Origin of the sequence: Paraburkholderia fungorum (assembly GCF_900099835.1) — a bacterium.
GTDB classification, from domain to species: Bacteria; Pseudomonadota; Gammaproteobacteria; order Burkholderiales; family Burkholderiaceae; genus Paraburkholderia; species Paraburkholderia fungorum_A.
Window position 1 is genome coordinate 3,008,429 of sequence record NZ_FNKP01000001.1, and the last position, 17,951, is coordinate 3,026,379.

16 protein-coding genes are annotated in these 17,951 nt (G+C 64.3%); 9 read left to right on the top strand and 7 right to left on the bottom strand.

Annotation, left to right across the window (positions count from 1 at the left end):
- The first annotated feature begins 105 nt into the window (after positions 1–105).
- The 8 genes from BLS41_RS13265 (at position 106) to guaD (ending at position 11,034) form a co-directional block, all read left to right on the top strand.
- Positions 106–777 (top strand): GntR family transcriptional regulator, encoded by a 672-nt coding sequence (locus BLS41_RS13265; protein WP_074765153.1) that lies wholly within the window; start codon positions 106–108, stop codon positions 775–777.
- Between the two features lie 111 nt (positions 778–888).
- Positions 889–2,268: an amidase gene (locus tag BLS41_RS13270; RefSeq protein ID WP_074765155.1), complete on the top strand. Its 1,380-nt coding sequence runs from the start codon at positions 889–891 to the stop codon at positions 2,266–2,268.
- A 111-nt stretch (positions 2,269–2,379) separates the two neighbouring features.
- Entirely contained in the window at positions 2,380–2,889 is a 510-nt protein-coding gene (locus BLS41_RS13275) for a disulfide bond formation protein B (protein ID WP_074765157.1), read from the top strand.
- A gap of 402 nt (positions 2,890–3,291) precedes the next feature.
- A complete protein-coding gene (gene xdhA, locus BLS41_RS13280) occupies positions 3,292–4,839 on the top strand; it encodes a xanthine dehydrogenase small subunit (protein WP_074766523.1) in 1,548 nt (515 codons plus the stop codon).
- Positions 4,839–7,241, top strand: a complete 2,403-nt coding sequence (gene xdhB / locus BLS41_RS13285) for a xanthine dehydrogenase molybdopterin binding subunit (RefSeq protein ID WP_074765159.1) — start codon at positions 4,839–4,841, stop codon at positions 7,239–7,241. The genes xdhA and xdhB overlap by 1 nt, the downstream gene beginning before the upstream one ends.
- A 145-nt stretch (positions 7,242–7,386) precedes the next feature.
- Positions 7,387–8,406, top strand: a complete 1,020-nt coding sequence (xdhC, locus tag BLS41_RS13290) for a xanthine dehydrogenase accessory protein XdhC (protein ID WP_074765161.1) — start codon at positions 7,387–7,389, stop codon at positions 8,404–8,406.
- Positions 8,407–8,495: 89 nt separating this feature from the next.
- Positions 8,496–9,548 carry an adenosine deaminase gene (locus tag BLS41_RS13295; protein WP_074765163.1) on the top strand — a complete coding sequence of 351 codons (1,053 nt, stop codon included), beginning with the start codon at positions 8,496–8,498 and terminating at the stop codon, positions 9,546–9,548.
- A 103-nt stretch (positions 9,549–9,651) separates the two neighbouring features.
- On the top strand, positions 9,652–11,034 hold the full coding sequence (guaD, locus tag BLS41_RS13300; protein ID WP_074765165.1) for a guanine deaminase: 1,383 nt from the start codon (positions 9,652–9,654) through the stop codon (positions 11,032–11,034).
- A gap of 90 nt (positions 11,035–11,124) precedes the next feature.
- On the opposite strand, the gene BLS41_RS13305 is transcribed toward guaD, so the two are convergent.
- The gene (locus BLS41_RS13305) at positions 11,125–12,351 is read right to left on the bottom strand and encodes an NAD(P)/FAD-dependent oxidoreductase (protein ID WP_074765167.1); all 1,227 of its coding nucleotides are present in this window, start codon (positions 12,349–12,351) and stop codon (positions 11,125–11,127) included.
- Positions 12,352–12,480: 129 nt separating this feature from the next.
- On the opposite strand from BLS41_RS13305, the gene BLS41_RS13310 reads away from it, so the two are divergent.
- Positions 12,481–13,209 carry a class I SAM-dependent methyltransferase gene (locus BLS41_RS13310; protein WP_074765169.1) on the top strand — a complete coding sequence of 243 codons (729 nt, stop codon included), beginning with the start codon at positions 12,481–12,483 and terminating at the stop codon, positions 13,207–13,209.
- A gap of 81 nt (positions 13,210–13,290) precedes the next feature.
- On the opposite strand, the gene BLS41_RS13315 is transcribed toward BLS41_RS13310, so the two are convergent.
- Genes BLS41_RS13315 through BLS41_RS13340 form a run of 6 tightly spaced genes read right to left on the bottom strand, consistent with a single transcriptional unit; the run spans position 13,291 to position 17,950 of the window.
- A complete protein-coding gene (locus tag BLS41_RS13315) occupies positions 13,291–13,734 on the bottom strand; it encodes an excinuclease ABC subunit A (RefSeq protein WP_074765171.1) in 444 nt (147 codons plus the stop codon).
- Between the two features lie 52 nt (positions 13,735–13,786).
- Positions 13,787–14,221, bottom strand: a complete 435-nt coding sequence (locus tag BLS41_RS13320; protein ID WP_074766525.1) for a signal peptidase — start codon at positions 14,219–14,221, stop codon at positions 13,787–13,789.
- A 39-nt stretch (positions 14,222–14,260) separates the two neighbouring features.
- Positions 14,261–15,502 (bottom strand): beta-ketoacyl synthase N-terminal-like domain-containing protein, encoded by a 1,242-nt coding sequence (locus tag BLS41_RS13325; protein ID WP_074765173.1) that lies wholly within the window; start codon positions 15,500–15,502, stop codon positions 14,261–14,263.
- Positions 15,499–16,725 carry a beta-ketoacyl-ACP synthase gene (locus BLS41_RS13330; RefSeq protein ID WP_074765175.1) on the bottom strand — a complete coding sequence of 409 codons (1,227 nt, stop codon included), beginning with the start codon at positions 16,723–16,725 and terminating at the stop codon, positions 15,499–15,501. The genes BLS41_RS13325 and BLS41_RS13330 overlap by 4 nt, the downstream gene beginning before the upstream one ends.
- A complete protein-coding gene (locus tag BLS41_RS13335; protein WP_074765177.1) occupies positions 16,725–17,450 on the bottom strand; it encodes a 3-ketoacyl-ACP reductase FabG2 in 726 nt (241 codons plus the stop codon). The genes BLS41_RS13330 and BLS41_RS13335 overlap by 1 nt, the downstream gene beginning before the upstream one ends.
- The gene (locus BLS41_RS13340; RefSeq protein WP_074765179.1) at positions 17,447–17,950 is read right to left on the bottom strand and encodes a hotdog family protein; all 504 of its coding nucleotides are present in this window, start codon (positions 17,948–17,950) and stop codon (positions 17,447–17,449) included. The genes BLS41_RS13335 and BLS41_RS13340 overlap by 4 nt, the downstream gene beginning before the upstream one ends.
- Position 17,951: the final 1 nt, after the last annotated feature.

Genomic DNA, 17,951 nt, shown 5'->3' on the forward strand with positions numbered 1-17,951 from the left:
GGATTCGACCTGCCGGTCCAGCGATATTTTTGATTAATTGGACGGCTGTGAAATATCACAATAATATTTGGCCGAGATTTTTGGCCTGATCACACTTTTTTGCCCATGACTTCTGGCCCCGACCTATCCCGTCAAGCAGACAACACCGCCGCGAGCCTCGCCGGGCAGGCGTATGCGTTCGTCAAGCGCGAGATCATCACGATGCGGCTGCGACCGGGCGAGGTGCTCAACGAAGCTGAATTGATGGCGCGGACCGGCATCGGCAGAACGCCGGTTCATCAGGCGCTGCACCGGCTGGAGCACGAAGGGATGCTGACCATCATGCCGAGAAAAGGCGTGATGGTCCGGCCGGTCTCGCTTGACGATGTGCTGGCGATTATCGACGTGCGGCTCGTCAACGAGAGCTACTGCGTCGAACTGGCCGCGCGCCACGCGCAGCAATCCGATTACGACGCGATGCAGGCGCTGCTGGACCGTTCGGCCGTGTGCGTCGCCGCGCACGACGTGGAAGGCATGATGGACATCGACCGCGAGTTTCATCTGGCGATCTCGGCGGCCGCGCGCAACCCGGTGCTCGCCGAGATATTGCGCGGTCTGCATGAGCGCTCGCTGCGCTTCTGGTTCATTTCGTTATCCGCGCCGCATCATCTGGAAGACGTCCACGACGAGCATCTCGAACTGTTCCGTCTGCTGCGCGAGCGCGATGCCGACGGCGCCCGCCAGGCGGTGCAAAAGCATATCGAGTCGTTTCGCGCGACGTTTTTCAGGCGGCTTTGAACCGGCTCATTTCATAGAATGGGTTGATTCGAAGCGTCATCTTCGGCACCCCAACCCTTTTTCCATCGACCAACCGGCTTCACGCCATTCAACCGGATTTCCACCGACATCATGGCCACCGAATTCACGCCCTTCCCGCCGCTTGCCCAGCTTGGCGCCGACCTCGCCGCCGGACGCACCACGAGCCGCGCGCTCGTCGAAACCGCGCTCGAACGGATCGCCGATCCGGCCGGCCAGGGCGCGGTCGCCTTCATGCATGTCGACGCCGATAACGCCCGCGCCGCCGCCGACGCGCACGACCGTCTGCGCGCGGCGGGCACGGTGCTGTCGCCGCTCGCCGGGATTCCGGTGTCGGTGAAAGACCTGTTCGACATCGAAGGACAGCCGACCCGCGCAGGCTCGATCGCGCTCGCCGACGCGCCGCCGGCCAAGGCCGATGCGGTGGCCGTCGCGCGCCTGAAGCGGGCGGGCGCGGTGATCGTCGGGCGGACCAACATGAGCGAGTTCGCGTTCTCCGGGCTCGGCCTGAATCCGCACTATGGACACCCGCTGTCGCCGTACCGGCGCGGCATCAAGGGCGACGAGCGGATTTCGGGCGGTTCGTCGTCGGGCGCGGCGGCCTCGGTCGCGGACGGCATGGCGGCCGTCGCGCTCGGCACCGACACCGGCGGGTCGATTCGCATTCCCGCCGCGCTCTGCGGATTGACCGGCTTCAAACCGACCGCTTCGCGCATCCCCAAACAGGGCGGCGTGCCGCTTTCGCCGACGCTCGATTCGTTCGGACCGATCGGCGTCTCGGTGGCGTGCTGCGCGCTGGTCGACCGGATGCTGGCGGGGCTGGAGCCGCGAATTCCGGCAGCCAGGCCGCTCGAAGGTGTGCGCCTCGGCGTGCTGACTAATTTCGTCACCGATGGTGTCGAGCCGACTGTCGCCGCCGCAATCGACACCGCGCTCAAACATCTGGAAGCGGCCGGCGCGATTGTCAGCGAGGTGCGGTTCGCGCCGCTCGACCGTTTGCCCGAGATCAACCGTTTCGGTTTTTCGCCGATCGAGGCGTATGCGTGGCATCGTCCGCTGCTGGAAAATCATCGCGAACAATATGATCCGCGCGTGCTGGTGCGGATTCTGAAAGGCCTGCCGGCCAGCGCAATCGACTATCTGGACCTGCTCGCCGAGCGTGAGGCGATGCTCGACGAAGCCGCCCGCACGCTGTGGCAGCGCTTCGACGCGGTGGTTGCGCCGACGGTGCCGGTCGTGCCGCCTCGCGTAGCCGATCTGATTCACGACGACGACGCGTTCGGCCGCACCAACGCGTTGATCCTGCGCAATCCGAGCGCGTTCAACTTCCTCGATAGCTGCGCGCTGTCGCTGCCCTGCCATCTGCGCGGCGACGCGCCGGTCGGGCTGATGCTCGCGGCCGCGCCGCATGCGGACGACTCGCTGCTGGCGATCGGCCGCGGCGCCGAAGCGGTGCTCAACGCGATCCGCTAATCGAGGCTGACGACCGGGTTACGCCGTAATAGTGCGATAAGCGCCGGGGCGGGGGTTCGCGCTAGAATCGCGGGCACCCGACCCTTTTGGTTTCCAGACCGCTACCGATCCATGAATAACGATAATGCGATGCTGCGCCGCGAGCGCTCCCTGCTGGTTCTGCTTGGCCTGATCTGCGTCGCCCTGGTGGGCGGTGCGCTGTACCTGCAATACTTCCTGCACGAAGACCCGTGCCCGTTGTGCATCATCCAGCGTTATTTTTTCCTGCTGATCGCGATTTTTGCGTTCCTCGGCGCGCGTTTCAATAGCTGGCGCGGCGTACGGCTGCTGGAAACCATGGCGGCGTTGTCGGCGTTGGCGGGCATCGTGACTGCCGCGCGGCACGTTTATGTGCAGGCCAATCCGGGTTTCAGCTGCGGCTTCGACGCGTTGCAGCCGGTAGTCGACAGCTTGCCGCCCGCGCATTGGCTGCCGGGCGTGTTCAAGGTCGCCGGGCTGTGTGAAACCGCCTATCCGCCGATTCTCGGCCTGACGCTGCCGATGTGGGCGCTGGTCGCATTCGTGGTCGCGTTTATTCCGCTGGCGCTCAGCCTCGTGCGTAATCGCCGCCGGTTCGCCTGAATACGTTTGATGCGTTGAGAAAACGCCGGATTTCGCACCCTTGACGGGCAACGCGAAATCCGGCGTTTTTTATTGGCTCAGTGGGTTGCGCGGCTGTTCGCCTTTGCGTCTGACAAAAGCCTGACCCAAGCAATCCACCGCCGCGCCGCGCGCCGGTCACGCCCCCATCCCCCGCCCTACTTGGCTTTGCGCCATTTCCGACGTATCGCAACTTATCGCTGCGCCGCGAATCGTACTGATTGCATGGGCGCCGCCGAATAAGCTTCATGCGACATGGGAAATATTTTCGAGACGATGTAATGCTATCTTCGGATCTGGATGGCGATCTACGTGCGCGAGGCCGGCTTTGGCACGACCCCATGCGTAACGCGCGCCCGGTCCGCACTGTCTTTCGGATTCGCCATGACAACGCAAACCATCCGCTTTTATCACCAGGGGTCCGTCCGTGAGGTCGAGGGCGTCCCGGCGACGCGCACCGTGCTTCAGCACCTGCGCGAGGATCTGCATTGCACCGGCACCAAGGAAGGCTGCGCGGAAGGCGATTGCGGCGCGTGCACAGTGGTTGTCGGCGAACTCGACGCGCATGGCGCGCTGGCGCTGAAAGCGGTCAACGCGTGCATCCAGTTTCTGCCGACGCTCGACGGCCGCGCCCTCTTCACCGTCGAAGACCTGCGCGCCGCCGACGGCACGCTGCATCCGGTGCAACAGACGATGGTCGATTGCCACGGCTCCCAGTGCGGTTTCTGCACCCCCGGTTTCATCATGTCGATGTGGGCGCTGTACGAAAACCAGCCCGCCGATGCAGGCCTCCCCACCCGCGACGAAATCAACGCAGCGCTGTCCGGCAATCTGTGCCGCTGTACTGGCTACCGGCCGATTGTCGACGCATCGCAGAAAATGTTCGACTATCCGCATTACCCGCGCGTGGCGCTGGACCGCGAGGCCGTCGCCGAAGCATTAACCGGGCTGCAACGCAAAGACACCTTCGAATACCACGCGTCCGACACGCGCGGCGCGGCCTTCGGCACGCACACTTTTCACGCGCCGGTTTCGCTCGACGCCTTCGCCCGGCTGCGCGCGGCCAACACCCAGGCAAGGCTGCTGGCGGGCAGCACCGACGTAGGCCTGTGGGTCACCAAGCAGTTCCGCGATCTCGGCGACATCCTGTACATCGGCAACGTCGCCGAACTGAAGGGCATCGAGCGCGATGCGCAGACGTTGACCATCGGGGCGGCCGTCACGCTGGAAGACGCATACGCCGCCCTCGCCGCCGACTACCCCGAACTCGCCGAACTGTGGACGCGCTTCGCGTCGCGGCCGATCCGCAACGCGGGCACGCTCGGCGGCAATGTCGCGAACGGCTCGCCGATTGGCGATTCGATGCCGGCGCTGCTCGCGCTCGACGCGGAAATCGTGCTGCGCCACGGCCCGACAACGCGCACGCTGCCGCTCGACGCGTTCTATCTCGGCTATCAGAAGACCGCGCTCGCAGCCGGAGAGTTTGTCGTGGCGCTGCGCGTGCCGCGTCCGGCGGGCAATCTGCGGTTTCGTACTTACAAGGTCTCGAAACGCTACGATCAGGACATTTCGGCGGTTTGCGCCGCATTCTCGCTGCACCTCGGCGACGACGGCACGATCCGCGAAGCCCGCATCGCGTTCGGCGGGATGGCGGCCACGCCGAAGCGGGCCGCGCAAACCGAAGCCGTGCTGAACGGCGCAACATGGGACGAAAGCACAGCGCGCCAGGCGATGAACGCACTCGTCGCCGATTACCAGCCGCTCACCGACATGCGCGCGTCGAGCGCGTACCGGCTGAAGGTGGCGCGCAACCTGCTGTGGCGCTTTCACCTCGAAACGCGCAATGACGCGCCGCTCGCGCTGTTCGACGTGAATGCGTTCGCGTTCGACCTCGGTGCGCACGAGGCGCCGGTCGCGCAGGAGTCGCCGTGATGAACCGCACCGATACTTTCGTTGAACACGCCGTTGCCCAATCCAGCGACGACACTGCCATCGGCGTCTCTCTGCCGCATGAATCGGCCGCGCTGCACGTGAGTGGCGAAGCAACCTACACCGACGACATCGCCGAATTGCACCGCACGCTGCACGCGGCGCTCGGGCTCTCGCGCCATGCACACGCGCGAATCGTGTCGATCGATCTGGACGCGGTCAGGAACGCACCCGGCGTGGTCGCGGTGCTGACCGCCGACGACATCCCCGGTGAAAACAATTGCGGCCCGGTGCTGCACGACGACCCGATTCTCGCGGTCGATGAAGTGCTGTATCTCGGCCAGCCGGTGTTCGCGGTGATCGCGGAAACTCATGAGCTCGCCCGCCGCGCGGCGGCGCTCGCGAAAAGCGACGACGTGATCCGCTACGAGCCGCTCGAAGCGATCCTCACGCCCGCCGATGCGAAAGCCGCGAAACAGTTTGTGCTGCCGCCGCTGCATCTGAAGCGCGGCGATCCCGACGCGAAAATCGCGAGCGCGCCGCACAAGATCAAAGGCACGTTCGAAGTCGGCGGCCAGGAACAGTTCTATCTCGAAGGACAGATCGCGTACGCCGTGCCGAAGGAAATGGACGGCATGCTCGTCTACAGTTCGACGCAGCATCCGAGCGAAATGCAGCAGGTCGTCGCACATATGCTCGACTGGCCCGCGCACAACGTCGTGTGCGAATGCCGACGGATGGGCGGCGGCTTTGGCGGCAAGGAATCGCAATCGGCGCTGTTCGCGTGCGTCGCGGCGCTGTCGGCAAAACGGCTGCGTCGTCCGGTCAAGTTGCGCGCCGATCGCGACGACGATTTCATGATCACCGGCAAGCGCCACGACGCGGTCTACGAATACGAAGCGGGTTTCGACGACAGCGGCCGGATCCTCGGCGCGCGCGTCGAAATTGCGTTGCGCGCGGGCTATTCCGCCGATCTTTCGGGTGCCGTCGCGACCCGCGCCGTGTGTCACTTCGACAACGCGTACTACCTCGGCGACGTCGATATCGTCGCGCTGTGCTGCAAGACCAATACGCAGTCGAACACCGCGTTTCGCGGCTTCGGCGGACCGCAAGGCGCGCTGGTGATGGAGGTGATGCTCGACAGCATCGCGCGTCAGTTGCACTGCGATCCGCTCGACGTACGGCTCGCCAACTACTACGGCATCGGCGAACGCGATACGACGCCGTACGGGCAGCGCGTCGAGGACAACATCATCGCCCCGCTCACCGACGAGCTGCTCGACACCAGCGACTATCGCGCGCGCCGCGAGGCCATTGCGGCCTTCAACGCAGGCAGTCCGGTGCTCAAGCGCGGGCTCGCGTTTTCGCCGGTCAAGTTCGGTATTTCGTTCAACGTGCCGTTTCTGAATCAGGCCGGCGCGCTGGTGCATGTGTACAAGGACGGCTCGGTGCTCGTGAATCACGGCGGCACCGAAATGGGCCAGGGCTTGAACACCAAGGTCGCGCAGGTGGTCGCCAATCAGCTTGGCTTGCCGTTGTCGCGCGTGCGGGTCACGGCGACCGACACGTCCAAGATTGCGAATACGTCGGCGACAGCGGCGTCCACCGGCAGCGATCTGAACGGCAAGGCGGCCGAGGCCGCCGCGCGCACGATTCGCTTAAGGCTCGCGGAACTCGCGGCGAAGCAACTCGGCGGCCACGCGGACGACGTGCAGTTCGCGCACGGCACGGTGTCGGTCAATGAAGGCGCGATGCCGTTCGAACAGCTGGTCGGCGCGGCGTATCTCGCGCGCGTGCAGTTGTGGTCGGACGGTTTCTACACGACGCCGAAAGTACACTGGGATGCGAAAACGCTGACCGGTCACCCGTTTTATTACTTCGCGTATGGCGCGGCCGTGTCCGAAGTCGTGATCGACACGTTGACCGGCGAATGGAAACTCGTGCGCGCCGACGTGCTGCACGACGCCGGTCAGTCGATCAACCCGGCTATCGACATCGGTCAGGTGGAAGGCGGCTTTATTCAGGGCATGGGCTGGCTCACCACCGAAGAACTGTGGTGGAACCGCGATGGCCGTCTGATGACGCATGCGCCGTCCACGTACAAGATTCCCGCTGTCAGCGACACGCCCGCCGCATTTCGCGTGCAGCTTTACCAGAATCAGAACGCCGAGCCGACTGTGTTCCGTTCGAAGGCTGTCGGCGAGCCGCCTTTGCTACTGCCGTTCTCGGTGTTTCTGGCGATCCGCGATGCCATCGCAGCGGCTGTGCCGGGCGCGGAAGATGCTCCGCCGTTGCGGGCGCCCGCCACACCCGAAGCGATACTCGATGCGCTGGACGCGTTGCAATCCGCGAGCACGAGTGAAGACCATGCAGCGGAGCCGGTCACAACGGACACGACCGCCTGACGGAAACGGTCAACAAGGAAAGCAACCCGAATAGCCCATCGGCATAACGCGACACCCAGGCAACACTGAAGCAACACAACCGCATCACGCCACAAGCAACCCGCCGCACGGACACCCCGCGCGGCCCAGTATGGAGAACCGCCGGATGCAAGCCTGGCTACCTGACCTGCAGCACCTCCTCGCTCACGGCGACGCCGCCGTGCTGGTGACGGTCGCGCGCGTCGAAGGTTCGGTGCCCCGCGAAGCCGGCACCAGGATGATCGTCACGCGCGAATCGGCGAAATATACGATTGGCGGCGGCCATCTCGAGTGGAAAGCCATCGAGACCGCGCGCCAGGTGTTGCGCGACGGCATGCGCTCGCCGCATATGCGTCGGCTGGAGCGTTTCGCGCTCGGTCCGAGCCTCGGCCAATGCTGCGGCGGCGCGGTGATTCTCGCGTTCGAACGGCTCGATATCGCCGACCTCGGCTGGATCACGTCGCTCGCGAAACGCACGGCTGCCGGCCTTTCGACGGTGCGTAGCGTATCATTCGGCCCCGCACCGGATGCGGTGATGCTGTCTGACCCCGAACCGGGCGTCGACGCGGCGGACTGTCTGCTGTGGGACGGCGCAGGCTTCGACGACAGCGGTGCGCTGCTCACCGAAACCATCGCGCCAGGCGACTTCTCCGTCGTGCTGTTCGGCGCCGGTCACGTGGGCGCCGCGCTGGTTCGCGTGCTCGCCACGCTGCCCTGCACCGTGCGCTGGGTCGACGAACGCGACGCGCAGTTTCCGCCGCTGGAATCGCTGCACGCGCCGAACCTCAAGATCGATGCCAACGACGCGCCCGACGAAGCGATCGACCAGGCCACGCCGAACACGTACTTCATCGTGATGACGCACAACCATGCGCTCGATCTCGACCTGGCCGAGCGCATCTTGCGGCGTGGCGATTTCGCGTTCTTCGGCATGATCGGCTCGCATAGCAAGCGCAAGCAGTTCGAACATAGGCTGGCCGCACGCGGCATCGACCCGTCGCAGGTTGCGCGGATGAAGTGTCCGCTCGGCGTCGACGGAATCGTCGACAAGTCGCCGGAAGTCATTGCGATTTCGGCGGCCGCGCAGGTGTTGCAGGCGGTCGAGGCAAACGCGGGCACGCACCACGCGACCCAGCAGACGGTTTGACGCAAGGGCACGGGTTGATCGAACTGACCAGCGCTTCGGGCTGAATCGAACGCATCCGGCGAACCGACTCTAACAAACGCAAATTCATCATGACTACAACGACTGCACCCTCCACGACGCTGATTGAAAAAGCTGCACGTGCCCCGAAGGCCGAACTGCACATTCACATCGAAGGCTCGCTCGAACCCGAACTGATTTTCGCGTTGGCCGAACGCAACGGCGTGAAGCTCGCGTACGACTCGATCGACGCGCTGCGCGCCGCGTACGCGTTCACCGATCTGCAATCGTTCCTCGATATTTACTACGCGGGCGCGAGCGTGCTGCTGCACGAGCAGGACTTCTACGACATGACCATGGCGTACGTCGAACGCTGCCTCGCCGACAACGTGATCCACAGCGAAATCTTCTTCGATCCGCAGACGCACACCGAACGCGGTGTCGCGATCGCGACTGTGGTCGCGGGGATCGAACGCGCGCTCGCCGACGCGGAAAAGCGCGGCATGACGAGCAAGCTGATTCTGTGCTTCCTGCGCCATCTGTCCGAAGACGATGCGCTCGCCACGTTCGAAGAAGCGCGGCCTTTGTTCGACCAGTACGAGCATCGGCTGATCGGGGTCGGGCTGGATTCGTCGGAACGCGGCCATCCGCCTTCGAAGTTCGAGCGCGTGTTTGCCAAGGCGCGCGCGCTGGGTCTGAAGCTCGTCGCGCATGCCGGTGAAGAAGGCCCGCCGTCGTATATCTACGAAGCGCTCGATCTGCTGAAAGTGGACCGCGTCGATCACGGCGTGCGCAGCATCGAAGACGCCGCGCTGGTCACGCGTCTTGCCGATACGCGCGTCGCGCTGACCGTGTGCCCGCTGTCGAACCTCAAGCTCTGCGTGTTCGACGACATGACCAAGCACACGCTGAAGGACCTGCTCGATCGCGGCGTCGCCGTCACGGTGAACTCCGACGACCCGGCCTACTTCGGCGGCTACGTGAACGCCAACTATTTCGCCATCATCGACGCGTTGAAGTTGAACGATGCCGAGGTCTACACGATCATCCGCAACAGCTTCGAAGCGTCGTTCGTGACGCCTGAGCAACGCAGCGAACTGATCGCGAAGCTCGACGCGCACTGGCATCAAAGCGGCCCGCAATGACGGGCTGGTAATGGACAGCCGGCGGCGTCACGGGCTTTTCGACAGCGCGTGAACGAAGCGCCGCCCGCGCTGTCCGGTTCCCACATCTGGAGACGGTTTTTCCATGACTCAATCGACTAACCCGGCCGTGAAGGCTCAATCGGGCCAATCCGGCCAGGCCGCGTTCCGCGCGCAATTGCTGACCTTCAACGGCGACCCTGCACAATCGCCCGACGCGGCGGTGTTCAACGAAGACGGTCTGCTGATCGTCGAAGACGGCCATGTCGTCGCGGCGGGCGCATATGCGGCGCTCGCGTCGCGACTCGCGCCCGGCACGCAGGTGCAGGAGATGCGCGACAAGCTGATCGTGCCGGGTTTTATCGATACGCACATCCACTATCCGCAGACGGACATGATCGCGTCGCCGGCGCCGGGTTTGTTGCCGTGGCTCGACACGTACACGTTCCCGACCGAGCGCCGCTTCGGCGACCCGGCAATCGCGCGCGACACGGCGAGCTTTTTCATCGACGAACTGCTGGCTTGCGGGACGACGACGGCGCTCGTGTATTGCACGGTCCACAAGGAATCCGCCGACGCGCTGTTCACCGAAAGCGAAGCGCGCAATTTGCGGATGGTGGCGGGCAAGGTGCTGATGGACCGCAACTGTCCCGAGTTTTTGCGCGACACCGCGCAATCGGGTTATGACGACAGCGCCGAGCTGATCGGCCGCTGGCACAATCGCGGCCGCCAGATGTACGCGCTGACGCCGCGCTTCGCGCCGACCTCGACCGAAGCGCAACTGGAAGCGTGCGGCGTGCTGGCGGGTCAGCACCCGGACATCTTCATCCAGAGCCACGTCGCGGAAAATACCGACGAAGTGAAGTGGGTCGCCGATCTGTTTCCGGGTCACCGCAGCTATCTGGACATTTACGACCACTACGGCCTGCTGCGCCGCCGCGCGGTGTACGGCCATTGCATCTACCTCGACGAGGAAGACCGCAAACGCATGGCGCAAACCGGCACGGTCGCGTCGCACTGCCCGACCTCGAATCTGTTTCTCGGCAGCGGTCTGTTCGATTTCGACAAGGCCGACGAAGCGGGCATGCCGGTCGCGCTGGCGACCGACGTCGGCGGCGGCACGTCGTTCTCGATGCTGCAGACGATGAACGAAGCGCATAAGGTCGCGCGCCTCGGCGGCCATCATCTGACAGCTACGCGGATGTTCTATCTGGCGACTGCGGGCGCAGCCAAGGCGCTCGATCTCGCGGACAAGGTCGGCACGTTGAAGCCGTCGACGGAAGCGGACTTCGTGGTGCTCGATCCGCAGGCGACGCCGTTGCTCGCGCGACGTACCGCGCGTACGGAGTCGCTGGAGGAATTGCTGTTCGCGTTTGCACTGCTCGGCGACGACCGCGCGATTTATGAAACGTATGCGGCGGGCAAGCGGGTGCATCGACGGGATGCGGGGCGGCAGAACGCGACAGGCGCGGCGAGGATCGCGGCTTGATCTGTCCCGATCCCGCTCACGCGGGCCAATAAAAAACGGCGCTCCGTTTCACGGAAGCGCCGTTTTCATTTCAACGTCGGCATTGCATCGTCACCGCTGCGTGCAAACCTCATGCAACGCAGTCAATCGGCGGACCGGATCGGCCACGTACGGATTCGATTCATCCCACGCATACCCCGCCAGAACCGCGCTGATCATCCGGCGGATGGACGGCGTCTGCTCCGGGTAATAGATGATGTCCTGCAACTCGCCGGTGTACCAGCGTTCGACGAATGCGCGGAACGCATCGATCCCCTTGCGCAACGGCCGGTCGTAAGCGGTCGCCCAGTCAACCGGCTCGCCATCGAGCTGGCGGTTCAAGGTCTGCACGGCAAGCTGCGCCGAGCGCAGCGCAATCGTCACCCCTGACGAAAACACCGGATCGAGGAATTCGCCCGCATTGCCGAGCAACGCGTAACCCGGCCCATGCAGACGTTCGACGTTCGCCGAGTAGCCGCCGATATGCCGCACTGGCATCAGGAACGGCGCGTTGCCGATCAATCGGTTCAGCGTCGGCTCCTGCTGGATCAGCGTGCGCAACGCCGCTTCACGCTCCGCTTCCGGCATGCCGAGGAAGCTCGCCTCGGCGACACATCCCACCGACGAGCGGCCGCCCGCCAGCGGAATCATCCAGAACCACACGTCGCGGCGCTCCGGGTGCGTGGCGACGCAGATCTTGTTGCGATCGCTCGCGTCGACCGGAATACCGTCGCGGACATGCGTGAAAAGCGCGGCGCGCGTAGGCATCCGGGTGGGCGCTTCGAGATTCAGCAGACGCGGCAGCACACGGCCAAAGCCGCTCGCATCCAGCACGAAACGCGCTTCGATCTGATGAGCATTGCCCGCCTCGTCGACCACCTCGACGACCGGCGCGTCCCCCGTGCGAACCGACGTCACCGTTTGACCGAAGCGCACGTCGGCGCCCTGCTGCGCCGCGCAGCGAATCAGGATGTCGTCGAACGCGGCACGCTCGACCTGATACGTGGTGCCCCAGCCGGGCGAATGCTTATCGCGGAAATCGAACGTGGACGACTTGTCGCGATAAATAAAATGCGCGCCGTTCTTGTACTGAAAACCGGCCTCGACCACTGCCTGCAGCATGCCGGCCTCTTCCAGATAAGCCATGCTTTGCGGCAAAAGGCTCTCTCCGATGGAGAAGCGCGGAAAATGCTGGCGCTCCAGCACGAGCACCGAACGGCCGGCCTTACGCAACAGCGCAGCAGCAACCGCGCCCGCCGGTCCCGCGCCGATAATCGCGACGTCGACCGACGACGGCATTGCCAAATGTTTGCTCAATTCTTCCCTCGATTGTTTATAAGTTATGTACAGCGTTTCGCTGTATCTTCAGTTCTCGCTACAATCGCGCCTGCCAGCAGGATCAAAAAATCTCCCCGAGGAAAACGCGATATGTCGTCATCCGAATCATCCACTGTGCCGTTCGTCCCGGAGACGGCATTCGGCACCTGGTTTCTGCGAACCCACACATGGGAACATCATGTGCTGAGAGTCGCGATCAACGATCTGAAAGACCTGATCGGCACTCCGTTGCCCGTCGCGCCGGTCATCGTCGACGTGGGTTGCGGGCAAGGCATTTCGTTTCGCCTGCTTGCCGAAGCGTTCAAGCCGCGCCGCATAGTCGGGATCGATTTTCATGAGCCTTCGCTGACGCTGGCAGCCGCTGCGGCCAATGCGTGCCGTCCGCTGGTTGCCGATATCGAATTGATGCACGGCGACTGCGCGCAGCTGTCGTTGCCGGACGCCAGCGCGGATATCGTGTTCTGTCATCAAACGTTTCATCATCTGGTCGAACAGGAACGCGCACTCGCCGAATTCCACCGCGTACTGAAACCGGGCGGCATTCTGCTGTTCGCGGAATCGACCGACGCGTATATCAAATCGTGGGTGATCCGGCTGCTGTTCCGTCATCCGATGCAGGTGCAAAAAAGCGCCGACGGTTATCTCGACATGCTTCGCCACGGCGGCTTCCGGTTCGGCAAACACAACATCTCGCTGCCGTACCTGTGGTGGAGCCGCGCGAAAGATTTCGGTCTGCTCGAACGGCTCGGGCTATACCGTCCGCGACCCGGCAAGCGTCGTGAGACGCTCGTCAATGTCGCGGCGGTCAAGCCAGGTTAAAGCGCGCGAAGCACAGTGCACGATTGACAGACAAAGGCGGCGACTCGCCGCCTTGCTGTTACTCCGGCATCCGCTGTCGCCTTACTTGCGCAACGTCACCACGTCGCCTTTCAGCGCGACGCCCGCGACCATCGCACCTGCTCCGCACGTGTATTCGGTCGCGCTCTCGCGCACGTCTTTCTTGTAGTTGCTCTTGATGTTGATCACCGCGTTGCCGCCTTCCTTGCGCGCGCGCTCCTGCAACTCCTGCACCGCCGAAAGGAACACGTGCTGACATGCATCCAGGTCGCTGCGGCCGAATGCATTGGTCTTCTTGTTGGTCGAGAATTCACCCATCGTCTTGTCGACGCGCGGATGCGACTGTCCGGCGAAATACAGGGCGACGTCGTCGCCGACCTTGCCCGGCTCGCTATGCAATGCCTGATCGATCGGATAGGTAGAGACGGTGTCGCGTGCAAAAGCCGGCGCGGCGGTGAGCGTAGCGACAGAAGCAAACAATGCGGCGAACATCAGATGGCGTTTCATTGAGACCCCCAGGTAGTCGTTATTGCGTTGATGAGTTCTATTTGATTGCAGCTTAATTCGCTTCCAGTACGACGAGTCGTCCGCGCACCGCAACTGCGGCGGCACTCGAACTGACGCCGCACGTGAAGGCGTCGGGTGACGTGCTTTCGGTACTGTGAAAGCGCGTCGATACATCGATGACGGCATTGGCGTGTTGCGCGCGTGCTGCTTCGCGCAGCTTGTGCATCCCTTCGGCGAGCGCGTCCGAGCATACCTGCTCGGCGGTCGCGACATTGCGCGCAACCCGCACCGAATAGTTCACGTCGCCCAACTGACGCCCCACCGCCGGATGATTCTGCTGGCCGAAGTACACCTGCACGCCATCGTGCGACTGACTCGCTGCGGACGACAGCGGCAGCGATTTCACCTGCGTGGCGCAGCCCGTTTGCGTCGCCGCGACGATCGCGAATGCACCGGATGCGGCCAGCTTCTTTACTGTTGTCGTTATCACTTTTGTTGTCCCTGAAGTTAAGCCGGCTTGCACCGTTTAATCGCCCTTCCACGCGTCGAACATCAAGCTCGCGCAACTGCCGCCGAAACCGAACGACACCGACATCGCCGTGTCGATACGCGCGTCGCGGGTGGCTCGCACAAGCGGCATGCCGAGCACTTCGGGGACCGGCGCGCCCTTGTCCGCCGTGCCCGCGATAAACCCGTCGCGCATCATCAGCAGCGTGTAGATCGCCTCGTGCGCGCCGCATGCGCCGAGCGAATGCCCGGTCATCCCTTTCGTCGACGAAAAAGCCGGCACGCCCTCACCGGATTTCGCGCCGAACACGTCGTTCAGTGCGCGCAGTTCTTCCAGATCGCCAAGCGGCGTCGACGGTGCGTGCGTGTTGATGTAATCAGGACGCCGGCCCGCTTCGTTCAACGCACTGCGCATGGCCCGCGCAATGCCACCCGCGCGCGGCGCGACCATTCCGGCTGCGTCCGTGCAATCGCCGTAACCGCTCAGCTCCGCGTAGATGCGCGCACCGCGCGCCAACGCGTGATCGAGCGCTTCGAGCACCAGCACGCCGCCACCCGACGCGATCACGAAGCCGTCGCGCTGCATGTCGTACGGACGCGACGCGTCTTCCGGCGTCTCGCTGAAACCGCGCGACAACGCGCCCATCGCGTCGAACATCAGCGTCATGTTGTCGTGCAGCGACTCGCTGCCGCCGGCCAGCACGATCTGCTGTCGGCCGGTCTGGATCAGCTGCATCGCCTGGCCGAGCGCGAGCGCCGAAGTCGTGCACGCCGACGACGGCGAATAGCTCACGCCCTCGAGCCCAAATGCCTGCGCGACATTCGCCGATGCGGTGCTGCTCATCGCGTGCGGCACGATATACGGCGGCACTTTTTCGACGCCGCGCGCGTGGGCAATCGAGAGCGCCACGTCATAGCTCGACATCGTGCCGACGCCCGAGCCGATCACCGCACCCGCTTGCGGCGAACGCAACGCGGACGTCGCGAGTCCTGCGTCGTCGATGGCGTTGCGCGCTGCGTGGCACGCAAAGCGCGCCGTGTCGCCCATGAAGCGTTCGAGTTTGCGATCGAACGGCGGCTCGTTCGCCGCCGATGCAACGCCCGCCACTTGCGAGCCGAAACCGCGTTCCCGCCATGCCTCGATCCGCTCGAGTCGCGAACGGCCCGCGCGCAACGCGGCGGCTACGTCGTCGAGCGTATTGCCCAGGCACGAGACGATCCCCATGCCGGTGATCACCACCCTTTGCAGCGCCACGCTCATCGAACGCGCCTGAAAATCAGCGATGTATTGATGCCGCCGAATGCGAAGTTATTGCTCATCACATGCTCAGCGTCGAGCTCGCGAGCCGCGCCGGCGATGTAGTCGAGCGACGCACACGCCGGATCGACGTTCTCCAGATTCAGCGTCGGCGCATACCAGTTGCGCTTCATCATCTCGATGGTCCACCACGCTTCAATCGCACCGCATGCGCCGAGCGTATGACCCACGTAGCTTTTCAGCGAACTGATCGGCATGCGCTCGCCGAAGGTCTGCGCGGTGGCATGACTTTCGGCGATGTCGCCGCGATCCGTCGAGGTGCCGTGCGCGTTCACGTAGGCAATCGCTTCCGGTGGCAATTGCGCGTCACGCAGCGCGAACTGCATCGCAAGCGCCATCGTTTCAGCGGTCGGCTGGGTCATGTGCGCGCCGTCCGAATTGCAGCCGAAGCCGACGATCTCCGCGTGAATCCGCGCGCCGCGCGCGACCGCATGTTCGTACTCTTCGAGCACCAGCGTGGCCGCCCCTTCTCCGACCACGAGACCGTCGCGCCGGGCGTCGAAAGGACGCGGCGTCAGATGCGGTTCGTCGTTGCGGGTGCTGGTCGCGTACAGCGTGTCGAACACCGCGACCGCCGGGCCCGACAGTTCTTCCGCGCCGCCCGCCAGCATCAGCGTCTGCTTGCCGGTCTGGATCGCTTCGTACGCGTAGCCGATCGCCTGGCTGCCCGACGCGCACGCGCACGAGGTCGGAATGATCCGCCCTTTCAGGTCCCAGAACAGGCTGACGTTGACCGCCGTCGTGTGCGGCATCATCTGCACGTAGCTGTTCGATGTGACCGTGCTCATCGAGCCGGTTTCGAGCATCGTGCCGAAGGCGCGGATCGGTTGCACCGAGCCCGACGACGAGCCATACGCGACGCCCATGCGGCCGTCGGCGATGCTCGGGTCGTCGGCGAGACCGGCGTCGGCAAGCGCCAGCTCGCTTGCGCGCACCGAGTACATGGAGACCGGTCCCATCGACCGGGTTTTCTTGCGCGGATAGTGCGCGGGCAAGCTGAAGCCGGGCAACGGACACGCGAGCCGCGTATGCAGCGACTCGAAGTAATCCCATTCGGCCATGCGCCGTACCGCGTTTTCGCCGCTTTTCAAGCGCGCTTCGATGGCGTCCCAGTGGTCGCCGAAGGCGGTGACGCCGCCCATGCCGGTAATGACGACGCGCTTCATCACACCATCCCGCCATTCACGCCGATCACCTGGCGAGTCACGTACGAAGCCGCGTCGGACATCAGGAAGCCCACCACCGACGCCACTTCGGCCGGTTCGCCGACGCGGTTCATCGGCACGGTCTTCAATGCCTGGTCGAGCGGCATCTGATCGAGCATGCCCGTGTCGATCAGACCCGGCGCGACACAGTTGACGGTGATGCCGCGCGTCGCCAGTTCCACCGCGAGCGCCTTGGTCGCGCCGATCAGACCGGCCTTCGCCGCGCTGTAGTTGACCTGGCCGCGATTGCCCATCACGCCCGATACCGATGCGATCGTGACGATGCGCCCGCCGCTGCGCGCGCGCACCATCGGCATGGTCAGCGGATGGACGACGTTGTAGAACGAGTCGAGACCGGTCTCGATCACGATGTCCCAATCTTCCTCGGTGAGCGCGGGAAACGCCGCGTCGCGGGTCACGCCCGCGCTGCACACGATTCCGTAGTACGGGCCGTGTGCGGCGACATCCGCTTCCAGCACCTCACGGCACGCAGCGCGTTCGCGCACGTCGAACTGCAACACGCGCGCCGTGCCGCCCTGGGCGGCGATGCCCGTCGCGACGGCGTCCGCTTCGCTGCGTCCGGTGCGGCAATGCACGGAGACCGCGAAACCGTCGGCCGCCAATTTGTACGCAATCGCGCGGCCAATGCCGCGGCTTGCGCCGGTAACCAGAACGCGCCGGCTCATGAACTGAAACTCCCCTCAATGAATGACTGAAAATCGCGCGGTTGAAACACCTTGATGACGGCCTCGGCACAACCCACATCGCGGTCGTGGATGGTGCATTCGTAAGCGCCGTGTCCTTCTTCGCTGCGCAGCAACTCGGTGACGTGAATCGACAGACGCGCGCCGCCCGCGAACACCTGCTGCAACGCCTTGTAGCTGCGCGAACCGAGCAGCACGCCCGGTCGCGCGCGGCCGCCGCTGCGCATTGCCAGCAACGAGACGTGCGCGGCAATCGCCTGCGCCATCAATTCGATGCCGATCCACGCGGGCATCGCGCCATCGGCATCGGCGTACCACGCGTGCGGGTCGACAGTGGCGTGCACGCTCAGCGTCTGTTCGTCGAAACGGTCGACGGCGTCGATCAGCAGCATGGTGCCGCGATGCGGGATGATCGCCTCGACCGGCTGCCGTGCCAGCTGCTCGTTGCCGAGTGGCTCGTTAATTAATGTAGTAGTCGTCATA